This window comes from Streptomyces albidicamelliae, from assembly GCF_025642175.1.
In the GTDB taxonomy this organism is placed as follows: Bacteria; Actinomycetota; Actinomycetes; order Streptomycetales; family Streptomycetaceae; genus Streptomyces; species Streptomyces albidocamelliae.
Genome location: NZ_CP106795.1, coordinates 4,174,173 through 4,189,616, shown reverse-complemented (window position 1 = coordinate 4,189,616; position 15,444 = coordinate 4,174,173). Strand labels below are relative to the sequence as shown.

At 74.1% G+C, this 15,444-nt stretch carries 16 protein-coding genes and 1 tRNA gene; 13 read left to right on the top strand and 4 right to left on the bottom strand.

The window, feature by feature from the left end; all coding sequences use genetic code 11:
- Positions 1-100 precede the first annotated feature (100 nt).
- Positions 101-706: a hypothetical protein gene (locus tag N8I86_RS19335; RefSeq protein ID WP_404830878.1), complete on the top strand. Its 606-nt coding sequence runs from the start codon at positions 101-103 to the stop codon at positions 704-706.
- A gap of 261 nt (positions 707-967) precedes the next feature.
- On the opposite strand, the gene N8I86_RS19330 is transcribed toward N8I86_RS19335, so the two are convergent.
- The 3 genes from N8I86_RS19330 to N8I86_RS19320 all read right to left on the bottom strand — a co-directional run bounded on the left by N8I86_RS19330 (position 968) and on the right by N8I86_RS19320 (position 3,842).
- Positions 968-1,957 carry a DUF5926 family protein gene (locus tag N8I86_RS19330; protein ID WP_123437387.1) on the bottom strand — a complete coding sequence of 330 codons (990 nt, stop codon included), beginning with the start codon at positions 1,955-1,957 and terminating at the stop codon, positions 968-970.
- 190 nt (positions 1,958-2,147) lie between these two features.
- The gene (locus N8I86_RS19325; protein WP_073887119.1) at positions 2,148-2,798 is read right to left on the bottom strand and encodes an ATP-binding protein; all 651 of its coding nucleotides are present in this window, start codon (positions 2,796-2,798) and stop codon (positions 2,148-2,150) included.
- 216 nt (positions 2,799-3,014) lie between these two features.
- Positions 3,015-3,842 carry a glycerophosphodiester phosphodiesterase gene (locus N8I86_RS19320; protein WP_073887117.1) on the bottom strand — a complete coding sequence of 276 codons (828 nt, stop codon included), beginning with the start codon at positions 3,840-3,842 and terminating at the stop codon, positions 3,015-3,017.
- A 229-nt stretch (positions 3,843-4,071) separates the two neighbouring features.
- Between N8I86_RS19320 and N8I86_RS19315 the strand changes: the two genes are divergently transcribed.
- The 5 genes from N8I86_RS19315 (at position 4,072) to N8I86_RS19295 (ending at position 7,990) form a co-directional block, all read left to right on the top strand.
- Positions 4,072-5,541, top strand: a complete 1,470-nt coding sequence (locus N8I86_RS19315; protein ID WP_263278310.1) for a S1C family serine protease — start codon at positions 4,072-4,074, stop codon at positions 5,539-5,541.
- 273 nt (positions 5,542-5,814) lie between these two features.
- On the top strand, positions 5,815-6,447 hold the full coding sequence (locus tag N8I86_RS19310; RefSeq protein ID WP_263278309.1) for a LysE family transporter: 633 nt from the start codon (positions 5,815-5,817) through the stop codon (positions 6,445-6,447).
- A 106-nt stretch (positions 6,448-6,553) separates the two neighbouring features.
- A tRNA-Ser gene (locus N8I86_RS19305) sits at positions 6,554-6,641 on the top strand.
- Between the two features lie 173 nt (positions 6,642-6,814).
- Positions 6,815-7,063 carry an SCO4226 family nickel-binding protein gene (locus tag N8I86_RS19300; protein ID WP_073887114.1) on the top strand — a complete coding sequence of 83 codons (249 nt, stop codon included), beginning with the start codon at positions 6,815-6,817 and terminating at the stop codon, positions 7,061-7,063.
- Between the two features lie 243 nt (positions 7,064-7,306).
- Positions 7,307-7,990, top strand: coding sequence for a hypothetical protein (locus N8I86_RS19295; protein ID WP_263278308.1), 684 nt, complete (start codon positions 7,307-7,309; stop codon positions 7,988-7,990).
- Positions 7,991-8,079: 89 nt separating this feature from the next.
- On the opposite strand, the gene N8I86_RS19290 is transcribed toward N8I86_RS19295, so the two are convergent.
- Complete coding sequence (locus N8I86_RS19290) at positions 8,080-8,952, bottom strand: bifunctional DNA primase/polymerase (protein WP_073887110.1); 873 nt, start codon at positions 8,950-8,952, stop codon at positions 8,080-8,082.
- Between the two features lie 371 nt (positions 8,953-9,323).
- On the opposite strand from N8I86_RS19290, the gene N8I86_RS19285 reads away from it, so the two are divergent.
- The 7 genes from N8I86_RS19285 to N8I86_RS19255 all read left to right on the top strand — a co-directional run bounded on the left by N8I86_RS19285 (position 9,324) and on the right by N8I86_RS19255 (position 15,415).
- Positions 9,324-9,635, top strand: coding sequence for a hypothetical protein (locus tag N8I86_RS19285; RefSeq protein WP_073887108.1), 312 nt, complete (start codon positions 9,324-9,326; stop codon positions 9,633-9,635).
- Between the two features lie 198 nt (positions 9,636-9,833).
- Positions 9,834-10,994 (top strand): acyl-CoA dehydrogenase family protein, encoded by a 1,161-nt coding sequence (locus N8I86_RS19280; protein WP_073887106.1) that lies wholly within the window; start codon positions 9,834-9,836, stop codon positions 10,992-10,994.
- Between the two features lie 86 nt (positions 10,995-11,080).
- Complete coding sequence (locus tag N8I86_RS19275; RefSeq protein ID WP_263280125.1) at positions 11,081-12,052, top strand: bifunctional MaoC family dehydratase N-terminal/OB-fold nucleic acid binding domain-containing protein; 972 nt, start codon at positions 11,081-11,083, stop codon at positions 12,050-12,052.
- A gap of 1 nt (position 12,053) precedes the next feature.
- The gene (locus N8I86_RS19270; RefSeq protein ID WP_263278307.1) at positions 12,054-13,079 is read left to right on the top strand and encodes an acyl-CoA dehydrogenase family protein; all 1,026 of its coding nucleotides are present in this window, start codon (positions 12,054-12,056) and stop codon (positions 13,077-13,079) included.
- A 3-nt stretch (positions 13,080-13,082) separates the two neighbouring features.
- A complete protein-coding gene (locus tag N8I86_RS19265) occupies positions 13,083-13,526 on the top strand; it encodes a hotdog family protein (protein ID WP_073887102.1) in 444 nt (147 codons plus the stop codon).
- A complete protein-coding gene (locus tag N8I86_RS19260; protein WP_263278306.1) occupies positions 13,523-14,689 on the top strand; it encodes a lipid-transfer protein in 1,167 nt (388 codons plus the stop codon). Before N8I86_RS19265 ends, N8I86_RS19260 begins: the two co-directional genes overlap by 4 nt.
- A gap of 171 nt (positions 14,690-14,860) precedes the next feature.
- On the top strand, positions 14,861-15,415 hold the full coding sequence (locus tag N8I86_RS19255; RefSeq protein ID WP_073887098.1) for a SigE family RNA polymerase sigma factor: 555 nt from the start codon (positions 14,861-14,863) through the stop codon (positions 15,413-15,415).
- Positions 15,416-15,444 lie beyond the last annotated feature (29 nt).

The following is a 15,444-nucleotide window of genomic DNA, read 5'->3' as shown; positions in this document are numbered from 1 at the left end:
GGGGCCCGGCGCTCGTTATCTTCCGCACATGCAGCGTCATTCCGGGGGCCACCGCGTCCCAGAGCCGCTTCCGGGCGGGCCGGACTCCCGAAGGCTTCGTCTGCTCGCCCTCCTGGCCGTCGTGGCGGCCGTGGCCGCGCTGCCGCTGACCGTGGCCTCCGGCGGGCAGGTGGGCGACGCGGGACCGGCGGCCGTCCGGACCCCGCCGCGCGGCACCGGCGAGCGGGCCGGTGACACCGCGGCGGGCGGCGGGGGCGCCGCGGCACACGACAGGGACGGCGGCGGCCGTGACGCGGACGCCGCGGCGCACGGTGGGGACGCGAAGATTCCCTCCGCCGCCCCGAGCCGCTCTCCCCTGCTCCTCGGGATCGGTCTCGCGACCGCCGCCCGCTGCGGGCCGGAACTCTCCTCGCCCGAGGGCATCGAGGCGCAGACCTGTGTGCTGATCCAGGGCGCGGACACCTGGGCGCGCACCTACTACCGCAACGCCACCGGCGAGTCGCTGGACTCCGTGCTGAGCCTGCTGGGGCCGGGCGGCCGGACCGTGCAGATGCACTGCGTGACCGGTACCGACGACGAGCCCGCCACCTGCGAGACGCCCCGTGAGCACAGCCGGGGCGGACCGGACGCCTACACGGCCGTCACCGAGTTCGCCGGACGCGGGCCGGACGGCGGGCTGCTGCTGCGCTCGGGCAGCAACTCCTGAGCCCTGAAAGGGAGTTGACGTCCGGCTGCCCGGCGTACACCGGATGCAGACATGGAAAGGCCCGGTTGCTGGCGACGGGGGATGCACCAGCAACCGGGCTACTCGAACGGTAACAAGAGATCTGCGGTTCGCAAATTCCGTCCGGGGCATTCGGCCATCGATTTCCCTGTCGGGGCAGGGAGTTGTGACAGGAGTCACCTGTTGCCCCGACGGTCGTCACGGCTGACCGGCCGTTCAGCCGTGACGCACCCGTGCGGGGCCTCAGCTGAGCGTGACCTGCCGGTTGGTCAGCCCGCCGCGGGCCCGGCGCTCGTCCGCCGTGAGCGGCTCCCCGGCCGCGAGCGCGGCGGCGAGGCGCTCGGCGAACTCGGCGGCCGGCTTCTCCACGTCCTCGGCCGTGACCCCGCTCGGCAGGTCCCAGACCGGCACGATGAGGCCGTGAGCACGGAAGGAGCCCACGAGCCGGGTGCCCTCGCCGAGGCTGGAGCGGCCCGCCGCGTGCAGCCGCGCCAGAGCGTCCAGAAGCTGCTCCTCCGGATGCGGCATGACCCAGCGCAGGTGGTTCTTCTCCGGGGTCTCACACCAGTACGCGGCGTCCACGCCGGCCAGCTTCACCGTCGGGATGGCGGCGGCGTTGGCCCGCTCCAGGGAGGCGGTCACCTCGGGGGTGGCGTTCTCCGCGTCCGGCACCCAGAACTCGAAGCCGTCGTGCACGACCGGCTCGAAGGGGGCCTGGGCGTCGAGCAGGTCCTGCAGGCGCGGACCGTCGGAGGGGGCGCGGCGGCCCTGCACCGGGGTGCCGGGCTCCGCCACCAGCGCGCGCTGGAGCGTGTCGGCGAGGTCGCGGCTGATGTCGCCGGACGACGTGTCGTTCTGCAGGCCGATCATGACCGAGCCGTCGTCGCGGCGCAGCGCGGGCCAGGCCATCGGCAGCACGGTGGCGAGGGTGACCGACGGGACGCCCTCGGGCAGGCCGCCCGCGAGGGTCAGCTCGGCCGTCGCGGCCGGGACCAGCTCGCGCAGGGCCACCAGATCGCACTCGCCGGACAGTCCCTCGAAGGGGCGCTGCACCAGCTCGGTCACGGCGTGCGAGGCCGCCCGGCCGTGACACGCCTTGTAGCGCCGGCCGCTGCCGCAGGGGCAGGGTTCGCGGGCGCCGACGACCGGAATCTCGCCATCAGCGCCTACGGCGGGGGCCCCGTCGCTGAGCTGGGGCCGCTTGGCCTTCGTCTGGGGTCGCTTCTTGGCCATCGTGGGGTCTCCCGGTTACGGCTCTTCTGGTACGGCGGGAGCCTAGCCGTTCAGGCCCTGAGCGACGGGAACCTGTGGACAACGCACGCGCGCTCGACTCCACTGGTGTGAACCGGTGGGCGGCCGCGGCGTCCCCACGCGCCGGAACGGGGCCGTGCGCGGCCCGGGCGGACCGGCGCTCCCCGGCGTGTCAGGCGTGCGGCCGGTCCAGGTCCTCGAAGGCGTCCGCGAAGTCCAGGCCGGCCATGCCGGGGATCGAGGGCGCGGTGACGCGCGTAGCGAATCCGTTCACCCGGCATCCGGCGTCGGGATCGAGGACGTCCTCGTGGACCACCACCCAGACCGTCACCTCGCCCCGGACGTCGTCCCGGACCCCCCAGTCGTCGGCCAGGGCCGTGATGATGTTCAGCCCCCGGCCGCCGTGCGCCGTGACCGACGGGGTGGCCGGTGCCGGGCGGGTCGGGCCGCCGCCGTCCGTGACCTCGACGATGAGCCGCCCGTGCGGGTCGACCCGCCACGCGGCCAGGACGTCGCCGTCACCGGCCGGGGCGTCGCCCAGGGGCCGCCCGTGTTTGCAGGCGTTGCTCAAAAGTTCGGAAAGGATCAGTACGGCATCGTCGATGACCGATTCCGCCACGCCCCCGCTGCGCAGTTGCGCGCGCATCCGGTGCCGCGCCTTCCCCACGCCCGCAGGGCCATGGGGTACGGCCATGCTCGACGACGTGGGCACCTCCTGTGCCACCACCAACGCCACCCCCGAGACCTCCTTCGCCCCACGCCACGGTGTGGATGCCCCATTGGCCTGTACCGGAAACCGGCCAGTCCCCTTCCGCTGACGCATTCGAAACGGTCGTACCCGAAGCGAACGCGCCGGAGCACTCCCCGTGACGATCCGGCCCCCCACGGTGACCGCGAGGTCGTCGTGTGGCTGGATTTCAGTGGTGTGGCCGAGACGGGAGGATCCAGCAGTCCCACGGCCGGGTCAAGGGCCGTGCACCGTTCCTTAACCGCCTCTTGGCACAACCGCCTCCCGGACCGCCGCCCCGGCCCCCGGGGATCAGCGGCCGAGCCGGTGCAGCACCGCGCCCGGGCGGTTGGTGATGATCGCGTCGACGCCGAGCCGGACGCACAGGTCGACGTCCTCGGGCTCGTTCACGGTCCACACGTGGACCTGATGACCGGCTTCCTTCAGCCGCTCCACGAGGACCGGGTGGTTGCGCACGATGCGGATCGAGGGCCCGGCGATCCGGACACCGGCGGGCAGCCGCCCGTCGCGCAGCCTGGGGGAGACGAACTGCATCAGGCAGACCGTCGGCAGGGTCGGCGCGGCCGCGCGCACGCGGTGCAGCGAGCGCGCCGAGAAGCTCATGATCCGCACCGGGGACTCGGCGGCGGTGGCCGGCGCGTCCAGGCCGAACCGCTTGAGCAGCATCAGCAGCCGCTCCTCGACCTGGCCGGCCCAGCGGGTGGGGTGCTTGGTCTCGATGGCCAGCTCCACCCGCCGCCCCGCGTCCGAGACCAGTTCCAGCAGTCGCTCCAGCGTGAGGACGGAGGTGTCCGCCGGGTCCTCCGGCCGGTGCTCCCAGTCGGGTTCCTCGTCGCGGCCGCGCCAGGCCTCGCGGGTCTTCCAGGAGCCGAAGTCGAGGGCGGCGAGATCGGCCAGCTCCAGCGCGGAGACGGCGCCCCGGCCGTTGGAGGTACGGTTCACCCGCCGGTCGTGGACGCAGACGAGGTGGCCGTCCGCGGTCAGCCGTACGTCGCACTCGAGGGCGTCCGCGCCGTCCTCGATCGCCTTCCGGTAGGCGGCGAGGGTGTGCTCGGGCGCGTCCTCGGAGGCGCCCCGGTGGGCGACGACCTGGATGGAGTGCTGTGGTGCGTGGGTCACCGCGTCATGGTGCCACCGTCGCCGGGTGGACGGGGCGGCGCGGAGGAATCCGTGTGACGAACGGGGGCGGAGGCCCTCGAACTTTATGTAACTTTTGCGTTGAAGATCCTATATAAAGAAGAGTCCCGGACCCACAGCCACCGCTTATGGTGCTCTGACGGCCCGTGGGAAAAGCTGACTGCAGACAAGTGCGACCGACGAACACAGGCGTGGATCGAGGAGAAGAGCTGTGAGCACCGAGAACGAGGGCAACGCGGTACCCCCGGCCCCGTCCGCACCTCCCGTGCCGGTGGCCTCTCCCGCCGCTTCCCCGCAGGGCCCCGCGCCCGACGGGAACGCGCCGACGGCCCCGCTGCCGCCGGTGCCCCAGGACACCCGGGCGGCCGCCCACGAGCAGGATCCGGCCTTCGCCGGCCAGGCCGCCGCGCACCAGGCGGGCCCGGCCCCCGACGGCTCCTGGCCGCCCCCGCCGCCGTCCACCCCGACCTACGGCGACGGCGGTGCCGGAGGCTACGGCGGCGCTGGTGGCGGCGGCGTCGGCTGGGGTGCCTCGTACCAGCAGCCCGCCCCGAAGCCCCGCAGCGGGCGCGGCGGTCTGGTCGCCGCGGTCCTGGTGGCCGCGCTGGTCGCGGGCGGTCTGGGCGGCGGCCTCGGCTACACCCTGGCCCGGGACAACGACAGCGGCGGCTCCACCACCGTCTCGGCCTCCGACAGCGGCGCCGCGCAGGTCAAGCGCGCCCCCGGCACGATCGCCAACGTGGCCGCCAGGGCCCTGCCCAGCACGGTCACCATCGAGGCCGAGAGCAGCAACGGCGAGGGCGGCACGGGCACCGGCTTCGTCTTCGACAAGCAGGGCCATATCGTCACCAACAACCACGTGGTCGCCGACGCGGTGGACGGCGGCAAGCTCACGGCCACCTTCCCCGACGGCAAGAAGTACGACGCCGAGATCGTCGGCCACGCGCAGGGCTACGACGTCGCCGTCATCAAGCTCAAGAACGCGCCGTCCGACCTGAACCCGCTCGCCCTCGGCAACTCCGACAAGGTGGCCGTCGGCGACGAGACGATCGCCATCGGCGCCCCCTTCGGTCTGTCCAACACCGTGACGACCGGCATCATCAGCGCCAAGGACCGCCCCGTCGCCTCCAGCGACGGCAGCTCCAGCAGCAAGGCGTCGTACATGAGCGCCCTGCAGACCGACGCGTCCATCAACCCGGGCAACTCGGGCGGCCCGCTGCTGGACGCCTCCGGCGCGGTCATCGGCATCAACTCCGCGATCCAGTCCAGCAGCAGCGGCGGCTTCGGCTCCGGCCAGTCCGGCTCGATCGGCCTGGGCTTCGCGATCCCGATCAACCAGGCGAAGTACGTCGCCCAGCAGCTGATCAAGACCGGCAAGCCGGTGTACGCGAAGATCGGCGCGTCCGTCTCCCTGGAGGACTCCACCGACGGCGCGAAGATCACCGACCAGGGCGCGGCGGGCGCCGCGGCGGTCGAGACGGGCGGACCGGCCGACAAGGCCGGCCTCAAGCCCGGTGACGTCATCACCAAGCTCGACGACCACGTCATCGACAGCGGCCCGACCCTGATCGGCGAGATCTGGACGCACAAGCCGGGCGACAAGGTCAAGATCACCTACAAGCGGGGCGGCCAGGAGCACACGGTGGACCTGGCGCTGGGCTCGCGCGACGGCGACAGCTGACACCGGCGGGCGGTACGCGCGCACAGGGGTGCCTCTCCACGGGGGCACCCCTTTCGCGTGCCCACGGCGCCCACCACCAACTCACGGCCCGTTTGGGCGCCTTGGCCACGCCCCGTCCGTCACCACGGAAAACGACTTGTCCGGGCGGCCGTGCCGCCCGCACGATCTCCCCATGACCTCCCTCACCGCACTCCTGTCGCTGCCCGCCGCCGTCCGATCGGCGCGCGCCCAGCAGCAGACCGGCCGACCGTGGAGACCGACGCCCGTCTCCGCATGAGCGCGGCCCTCGTCGCGGGGCTCCTCGCCGGCTATGGCATCGCCATGCCCGTGGGAGCGGTCGCGGCGTACCTCGTGGCGCTGACCGCCCGGACCTCCTTGCGGATCGGCGCCTGTGCCGCCCTCGGTGTGGCGACGGCCGACGGCCTGTACGCGGCGATCGCCGTGATCGGCGGCTCCGCGCTGACGCGCGTCGTCGAACCGGTCGCGCCCCAGTTGCGCTGGGGCGCGGCCCTGGTCCTCCTCGCGCTGGCGGCGCACAGCGCGGCGACGGCGATCGCCCGTCACCGCGCCCCGGGGACGGCGGCCCGCACCGACGACGCGCCCCCGGGGCCCGCGCGGGCCTATCTGGGGCTGTGGGGCATCACGATGGCGAACCCGCTCACCGTGATCTACTTCGCGGCCCTCGTGCTCGGCAGCCAGACCGGTGCGGTGGCCGACGCCCCGGAGCGGACCGTGTTCGTGCTCGCCGCCTTCGCGGCCTCCACCAGCTGGCAGCTGCTGCTCGCCGGCGGGGGAGCACTGCTCGGCCGGCTGCTGACCGGCAGCCGTGGGCGGCTCCTCACCGCCCTGGCCTCCAGCGTCGTGATCACGTCACTCGCCGTCCGCATGCTCCTCGTACCGCCGTGACGGGCGCGGGCGGACGGAGCGGGCGGCCGCATGTGGACCACGCCGCCCGCCGGGCGCCCGCTCCCGGTACGCTGTACCCGCTCCGTCCCAGGTGGCGCGGGGACGAGGTGGGTTGCCCGAGCGGCCTAAGGGAACGGTCTTGAAAACCGTCGTGGCGCGAGTCACCGTGGGTTCAAATCCCACACCCACCGCCAGGTGAATGGGCCCCCGACCAGGTAACGGATACCGGGTCGGGGGCCCTTTCGCGTGCCGGGGCCGTGCGGTCGCCGACGCGGTCCCGAGGGCAGAGGATGGAACCGACGGAGCCGGCAGGCGGACCCGGCCGTGCCGAACGCCGGGACGCGGCGGCCGGAAGGAGGTGCTCCTCATGCCCCAGTTCATGGATGTCCACCACGGGATGCAGGGCATCACGGCGGACCAGCTGATGGAGGCCCACCGGGCCGACCTCGCCATCGAGCACGACGAGGGCGTCCACTTCGAACGGGCCTGGGCGGACCCGGAGTCCGGCACGGTCTACTGCCTGTCCGCGGCACCCTCGGCGGACGCCGTCCAGCGCATCCACGAACGGACCGGGCACCCGGCCGACGAGATCCACCCGGTCCCCGTGAGCATCTGACCACCGGCCGGGGGCGCGCGCACCGGCGCCGGCCGCCGGCCGCCGAGCGGCTTCCGGCGCCGGGCGGGCGAGGCGGCGGTGGGAGCGGTGTGCCGCGCCCGTCACAGGATCCGCGCGTGGTGACGGCGGTGTCCCGAGTCCGTCACACGGGCCGACGGGGTGCTGCGGTCGCGAACGGGCCGGGAGTACGGTCCGGTTCGGAGCGGCCGGCCGGGCTGCCCGTGACCAGGGGGGAAGTTCCACATGCAGGCCCATCGCCGCAGACCCGTCGCCGTCGCCCTCGCCGCCGTCGCGCTGGCCGCCGTACTCACCGGATGCCAGGGGGACGACAAGGCGGCGGCCCGGACGGCACCCCGGGCGCGGGTGCCACGGCCGCCTCGGCGCCCGGCAAGGCGGGCACCGGCAAGGGGGTACCGGCAAGGGGGGCACCGGCAAGGGGGCGAGGGCGCGGGCAAGGGCGGCGGCACGGCGGGCACGGGCGGCGGGACGGCCGCCACGCCGGCCGGCAAGGGCACCGAAACGGCGGGGCCCGGCAAGAGCGCGGCGCCGTCGACCGGCTGTGTCACCAAGGCGCCGGACCCGGACCACGTCGACCCCGACGAGTTCGCGCTCTACCGCGTCGAGGAACTCCCCGCCTCCACCGGCAAGGTGAACCTCGTCATCCAGCACGGCGCCTGGGGGTGCGCGGGCGGTGACGGCGACGGCGCGCCGTTCGTCGTCACCGGCGAGGACAGCCGCTGGGCCCTGGACCAGGCCGCGTACGTCACCGCCACCAACCCCGTCACCGACGGCAGCGCGAACCGGCGCATCGGCGTGCAGGAGCTGATCGACTGGGTCGAGGCGCACCCGGACTCCGGGCTGGTGTTCAAGTACGAGACCGGCGAGGACGGTTCCATCGACCGCCTGGAGCAGGTCTACGCCCCGTAGCGGCCGAGGTCCCGCGCGCGGGAAGGGGTGCCCCTCGACGGGGCACCCCTTCCGTGCGTGCGGTGGTCAGCCGCCGCTCCCCCGGCTTCTCAGGGCTGGTGCCCGGTCATCCGGGCCGCCGAGGCGATCGTCGCGCGGGCCTCGCGTTCGGACAGGCCGGTGTGGCGGGCCGCCTCGGTCAGCGGGTCGGCCAGGGCGGGGCCGATGCCGTTCTCGTAGGCGCGGCAGGCGGCCCAGAACAGACGGGTGTTGCGCTGGCCCTCGTGGGCGCAGAGGACGAAGTGCACCAGCCCGCGGCCATGGTCGCCGGGTGCGGGCGGGGCCGGGTGGCTCGCCCGGGGCGGTGGCAGGAGCAGACGGAGCAGGGACGGCGGGCAGGCGGCGGGGGCCAGGTGCGAGGTGCCGGGGGCGGTGGCGTAGACGCCGTGGTCGGTGCGGGAGCCGGGGCCCACGAGGTAGCCGCCGGCGCCCCGGATGTCGATGCCGGGGGCGAGGCGCCCGGCGGAGTTCGGCACGACGGCGTCCGGCGGGCCGGTCAGCCACAGGTGCCGGCCGCCGCTCGGGGTGAGGACGACGACCGTCTCCGGGATCGTGAACAGATGGCGCAGGGCCAGCTCACGCAGGGCGACCGAGGAGTCCGTGTCGGACTTGGTGTCCAGGTCGACACCGATCAGGTGGTACGGCGGCAGGCCGCAGGCGATGCCGTAACCGGTGGCCCAGGGGGCCGCGGCGAACAGCTCCCGGATGCGGACGGGGTCGGTGGAGGCGTCGTACACGCCGTGCCCGAAGCGGCCGCACTCGCCGTGGCAGCGCGGCCCCGCCGGGTCGGGTCCGGCCCGGTGCGGCGAGCGCAGCGCGGGGAGCTTCGTCCGGGACAGGGGAATGACGGCGAGACCGCGCTCGGCGGCCGACAGGGCGTGTGCGAGGGCCAGCGTCGTGGTCTGCCGGTCGATGGTGGCCATGCCTCTATGTTCGTACGCATGTTCGAAAAAGGGAAGAGGGGGCGGTCGCGGCGCGCCGGAGTGATGACGGATTGGAGCGAAATGTGCCGTAACGATTCCCCTCCTGTGTCGCTTCACTGCTGAACATCCGTTCTCGCCCCGGATCGGGACGGGAGGTGCGGAAAAGTGGTGATGGGGGTTTATCGACTTGTCATCACGCTTGCGTGCGAATCGGGGCTTAGGGAGTGGTTCGCCGGGGATTCGGTGGGCAACTCTGGTTGCGCGACGTCGTCCACGACAGTCGGGGCGGTCGGCCAACTGCCCTGACGTAAGCCGTAGTTCACGTACTTCCGGCCCTAGGGCCGCTCAGTGCTTGGTTCTGGAGGAACAACATGGCAAGCATCCGTACCGCCCGCGTTCTCGCCGCCGTCGCCGCGCTCCCCCTCGCAGCCGCCCTTTTCACCGGCGTCGCGACCGCGGACAACGGCGGCTTCGCGGACGACGGATCGAACGCGGGAGTGGCCTCCGTCGTCGGCAGCGGGGTCGGCCACGACAACAACGGCAACTCGTCCACCGCACAGCAGAGCGCGGTCGGCTCCGGAGCCTCGAACCAGAGCAACACCGCGCAGGTGAACGGCTCCGCGTTCACGGCCATCCAGCAGGGCAACGAGAACGTCGCCGTCCGCTTCACCCGCCTCTGGTGAGCGCGGTGCGAGGTTCCTCCACGGGAGGGCCTCGCGGGGTGCTTCGGGGTCGTCACACGTCCGCGCGGCGGTACTTCGGTACCGCCGCGCAGGCGTTCGCCGGGCGGGCCGGCCGCGGAGCCGACCTTGACACCACCCTCGATCTGACGGACAGTCAGAAACTGTTCCCGTCAGCCGAGTGTGGCCGGGAGGTCCGCCGTGCACCTCGCCCCCACCGAGCGGCAGCAGCGCCTGCGCGCCGAACTCCGCGCCTACTTCCGCGACCTCATGCCGGAGGGCGGCGAGCCCGCCGATCCGCGCGCCCTGCTGCGCCGCATCGGCGCCGACGGCTGGCTGGGCCTCGGCTGGCCCGCCGCGTACGGGGGCCGCGGCCGGGGCGCGGACGAGCAGTTCGTGTTCTTCGACGAGGCGTACCGGGCCGGCGCGCCCGTCTCCATGGTCACGCTGAACACGGTCGGCCCCACCCTCATGAAGTACGGCAGCGAGGCCCAGAAGGCCCGCTTCCTGCCCGGGATCCTCAGCGGTGAGCTGGTCTTCGCCATCGGCTACACCGAACCCTCCGCCGGCACCGACCTCGCCTCCCTGCGCACCCGGGCCGTGCGCGACGGCGACGGCTGGCGGATCGACGGCCAGAAGGTCTTCACCTCCGGCGCCCAGCACGCCGACTGGATCTGGCTCGCCTGCCGCACCGACCCGGACGCCCCCGGCCACCGGGGCATCTCCGTCCTCCTCGTCCCGACCGACGCACCGGGGTTCTCCTGGACGCCGATCGAGACCGTGGGCGGGCAGACGACGACGGCCACCTACTACGACGGCGTCCGGGTGCCCGCAGGGAACCTCGTCGGCACCGAGAACCAGGGCTGGTCGCTGATCACCGGCCAGCTCAACCACGAACGCGTCGCGCTGGCGGCGGTCGGGATGCAGGCCGAGGACTTCCTCGCGGCGGTGCTGGACGCCGTCCGTACCCCGGATCCGGTGACCGGGCGGCGCCGGGTGGACGAGCCGTGGGTGCGGGCGCAGCTGGCCGAGGCGCACGCCCGGCTGGCCGCGACCCGCCTGCTCAACTGGCGTCTCGTCGCCGACCTGGCGAGCGGCGGGCCCGCCCCCGGCGACGCGAGCGGCGTGAAGTTCGCGGGGACCGAATCGGCGGTCGCGGTGTACCGGATGTGCCAGCACGTACTGGGGGCCGGCGAGTCGGCGGGGCTGGTCCGTTCCGGATCGCCCGGCGCGTTCGGCGACGGCGAGCTGGAGCGGCTGAACAGGGCGGCACAGATCAACACGTTCGGGGGCGGGGTGAGCGAGGTGCAGCGGGAGATCGTCGCGACGATGCGGCTCGGGATGACGAGGGGGCGGAGGTGAGCGGAGCGGGCGGGGAGCGAGGCGGCGAGCCCGGAAGCGGCGGGGCGTACGGCGGCGGGGCGGCGGACGCGGGCCCGGTGGGCCGGGTGCCGGCGGCCGGGCCGCCGCGGGACGGGGACCGGGCGCCGTCGGTGGCGCGGCTCAAGGCGTACGAGGGCCGCCCGGCAGCCGTCGGGGGCGTGGGCAAGGACCCGGTGAACGCGCCGATGATCCGGCACTGGTGCGAGGCGATGGGCGACACCCACCCGGCCTACTCCGGCCCCGACGCCGTCGCCCCGCCCACCATGCTCCAGGCCTGGACGATGGGCGGCCTCTCCAGGCACGAGGGCCGCACGGGCGCCTACGACGAACTGCTCGCCCTGCTCGACGCGGCGGGCTGCACGGCGGTGGTGGCCACCGACTGCGAGCAGGAGTACCTGCGGCCCCTGCGCCCCGGCGACGAGGTCGCGTTCGACTCGGTGATCGAGTCGGTCTCCGACCGCAAGACGACGAGACTGGGCACGGGACACTTCGTCACGACCCGCACGGACGTCCGTGTCGGCGGCGACCTGGTCGGCACCCACCGCTTCCGCATCCTCAAGTACGCGCCCGCGCGCACCCGGCCCCGGGCGCGGCGCCCCCACCCGGTGGTCAACCGGGACAACGAGGGCTTCTGGCGGGGCGTGGCCGAGCACCGGCTGCTCATCCAGCGCTGCACCGGCTGCGGCACCCTGCGCCACCCCTGGCTGCCGGGCTGCAACACCTGCGGCGGCCCGGACTGGGACACGGTCGAGGCGGGCGGCGCGGGCACGGTCCACTCCTACGTGGTGATGCACCACCCGCCCTTCCCGGCCTTCACGGACACCGACGAGGGCTCCGGCGCGGCGGGGCCGTACGCCGTCGGCCTGATCGAACTCGCCGAGGGCGTGCGGATGGTGAGCAACGTGGTGGGGGTGCCGTACGACAAGGTGCGCATCGGGCTGCCGGTGCGGCTGGAGTTCCGGCGGTACGCGGTGGAGGGCGCCGCCGACGGCACGCTGGACCTGCCCGTCTTCCGGGTCGTCGAAGGCGAGGGCTGAGGTGGACTTCACCCCCACCGAGGCCCAGGCCGGGGCCCGGGACCTCGCCGCGCGGATCTTCGGCGACCTGGCCGGCCACGAGCGCCTGACGGCCGTGGGCACCGGCAGCGACCCGGAGCTGTGGAAGGCCCTGAGCACGGCCGGCCTGATCGGCGCGGTCGGGGAGCTGGGGCTGCTCGGGCTGGTGCTGCTGCTGGAGGAACAGGGCCGCACCACGGCCCAGGTGCCGTACGCGGCGGCGTGCGTCTACGGCCGGCTGGCGGTCCTGGCGCACGGCGGCCCCGAGCAGCGCGAGCGGCTGCTGCCCGGCATCGACGACGGCTCCCTGGTGGTCACCGGGGCCTTCCCGGCGCAGCAGGGCGTACGGGCCTCGGCGGCGGGTGAGCTGACCGGCACCGTCCCCGTCGTGCCCTGGCTGCGGGACGCCACCCACGTCCTGATCGCCGACGCCGGCCGGCGGCTGTGGCTGGCCCCGCTCGGCGAGGGCACGGCGACCGCGCCCGTGGAGCTGACGGCCCCCTGGTCGGCGGCCCGGCTCACCCTGGACCGGGCGCCGGCCGAACCCCTGGGCGGCCCCGGCGCCTACGCCGACGTCCTCGCCACCGCCCGTACGGCCTTCGCCGGACTCCAGGCCGGGGTGTGCGCGGGATCGTTGGCACGGGCGGTGGCGCACACGAACACCCGGGAGCAGTTCGGGCGACCGCTCGCCACCCGGCAGGCCGTCCAGCTGCGTGCCGCCGACGCCCACCTGGACACCGAGGCGATACGGGTCACGGCCTACGAGGCGGCCTGGCGCCGGGACGCGGGACTGCCGTACGCCACGCACGCGCTGACCGCCGCCTGGTGGGCGTCCGAGGCGGGAGCGCGGGTCGTGCACACCGGTCAGCATCTGCACGGCGGGGCCGGGGCCGACGTCGGCCATCCGGTGCACCGGCACTTCCTGTGGGGCCGGCAGCTGGACGCCCACCTGGGCTGCGGCCCCGAACTGCTCCAGGAACTGGGGGAGTCGATCGCACATGGGGAGTGAGGGATGACGACGGCACCGACAGCACCGACGGTGGGCGCCGAGCTGCCCGCGCTGGAGATCCCGGTCACGCGCACCCTGATCGTGGCGGGCGCGATCGCGTCCCGGGACTACCAGGACGTGCACCACGACGCCGAACTGGCCCGGCGGAAGGGCTCGCCGGACGTCTTCATGAACATCCTGACGACCAACGGCCTGGTCGGCCGGTACATCACGGACCACTTCGGTCCCTCCGCGGTGCTCCGCGGGGTCGCCATCAGGCTCGGCGCGCCCAACCATCCGGGCGACACGATGGTGCTGACGGGCCGGGTCGAGGCGGTCGACGGGGACACCGTCACGGTGCGGGTCGTCGGCGCCAACGGCATCGGCACCCACGTCACCGGCACGGTGACGGTCACCGTCCCCGCCGCCGGCGGACCGGGCCCCTCGGTGCCGGGGGCCGGCTCATGAGCCTCCACCGGCGGGACGGCCTCGGCGGCCGGGCCGCGATCGCCGGCATCGGGGCCACCGAGTTCTCCAAGGACTCCGGGCGCAGCGAGCTGCGGCTCGCGGTGGAGGCGGTGCGCGCGGCGCTCGACGACGCGGGTCTCACGGCGGCCGACGTGGACGGCCTGGTGACCTTCACGATGGACACCAGCCCGGAGATCACGGTGGCCCAGGCCTGCGGGATGGGCGAGCTGTCCTTCTTCTCCCGCGTCCACTACGGCGGCGGGGCGGCCTGCGCGACCGTCCAGCAGGCCGCGCTCGCGGTGGCGACGGGACTGGCGGAGGTGGTGGTCTGCTACCGGGCCTTCAACGAGCGCTCGGGCCGCAGGTTCGGCGCGGGCGTGCGGCACCGGGAGCCGTCGGCGGAGGGTGCGGCGCTGGGCTGGACCCTGCCGTTCGGTCTGCTCACCCCGGCCTCCTGGGTGGCGATGGCGGCACAGCGGTATCTGCACGCCCATGCGCTGACGCCGGAGGCGTTCGGGCACGTGGCGGTGGTGGACCGCAAGTACGCGGCGACCAATCCCGCGGCCTGGTTCCACGGCCGCCCGATCACGCTCGCGGAGCATGCCGCGTCCCGCTGGATCGTGGAGCCGCTGCGGCTGCTGGACTGCTGCCAGGAGACCGACGGCGGGCAGGCGGTCGTCGTCACCTCGCTGGAGCGGGCCCGCGACCTGCCGCGCCCGCCCGCCGTGATCGTGGCGGCCGCCCAGGGCGCCGGCCGGGCGCAGGAGCAGATGACCGGCTTCTACCGCGACGACCTGACCGGTCTGCCGGAGATGGGCGTGGTGGCCCGCCAGTTGTGGCGGACGTCCGGGTTCGGTCCGTCCGACATCGACGTGGGGATCCTCTACGACCACTTCACCCCGTTCGTGCTGATGCAGCTGGAGGAGTTCGGGTTCTGCGGCCGGGGCGAGGCGGCGGACTTCGTGGCCGCGGAACGGCTCCCGCTCAACACCCACGGGGGGCAGCTCGGGGAGGCGTATCTGCATGGGATGAACGGCATCGCCGAAGCGGTGCGCCAGGTGCGCGGCACGGCGGTGAACCAGATACCGGGAGCGGCCCGGACCCTGGTGACGGCCGGTACCGGCGTGCCGACGTCGGGGCTGGTCCTCGCGGCCGACGGCTGAGCCGGTGGCCTCCCGCCCGGGACCGGAGTCAGGGTCGGACCCGCAGACGGGGTGGATCCGCCGTCCACCTTCAGGAGGTGGGGACGGCCCCACCCCTACAACCTGAGGGGGACGCCGCTTCGGGACCTGCGGCCGATCCGCCGGACCGGGCACGCTCCTAGCGTGGGAGCCATGACCACACCCGTCTGCACCAGCGCCTCGGCCGCCGCCGCACCAGGGCGGCAGACCGCGTACCCGTCCTTCGCGTCGTACGTGAGGGCCCGCCAGCCGGTCCTGCTGCGCACCGCGCGTTCGCTGACCGCCAACCCCAGCGACGCCGAGGACCTGCTGCAGACCGCGCTCGCCAAGACCTACGTGGCGTGGGAGCGGATCGAGGACCACCGGGCGCTGGACGGCTACGTGCGCCGTGCGCTGCTGAACACGCGGACCTCGCAGTGGCGCAAGCGCAGGGTGGACGAGTTCTCCTGCGAGGAACTCCCCGAGCCGGAGCCGCTGCCCGGCGGCGACGACCCGGCCGAACGGCAGGCACTCCACGACGCCATGTGGCGGGCGATCCTGAGACTGCCGGCCCGGCAGCGGGCGATGGTCGTCCTGCGCTACTACGAGGACCTCAGCGAGGCCCAGACCGCCGAGGTGCTCGGCGTGTCGGTCGGCACGGTGAAGTCGGCGGTCTCCCGGGCCCTGGGCAAACTGCGCGAGGACCCCGAGCTGGTACTGGCCCGCTGAGGGACGCCGAGGGACACCCCGCGGACACA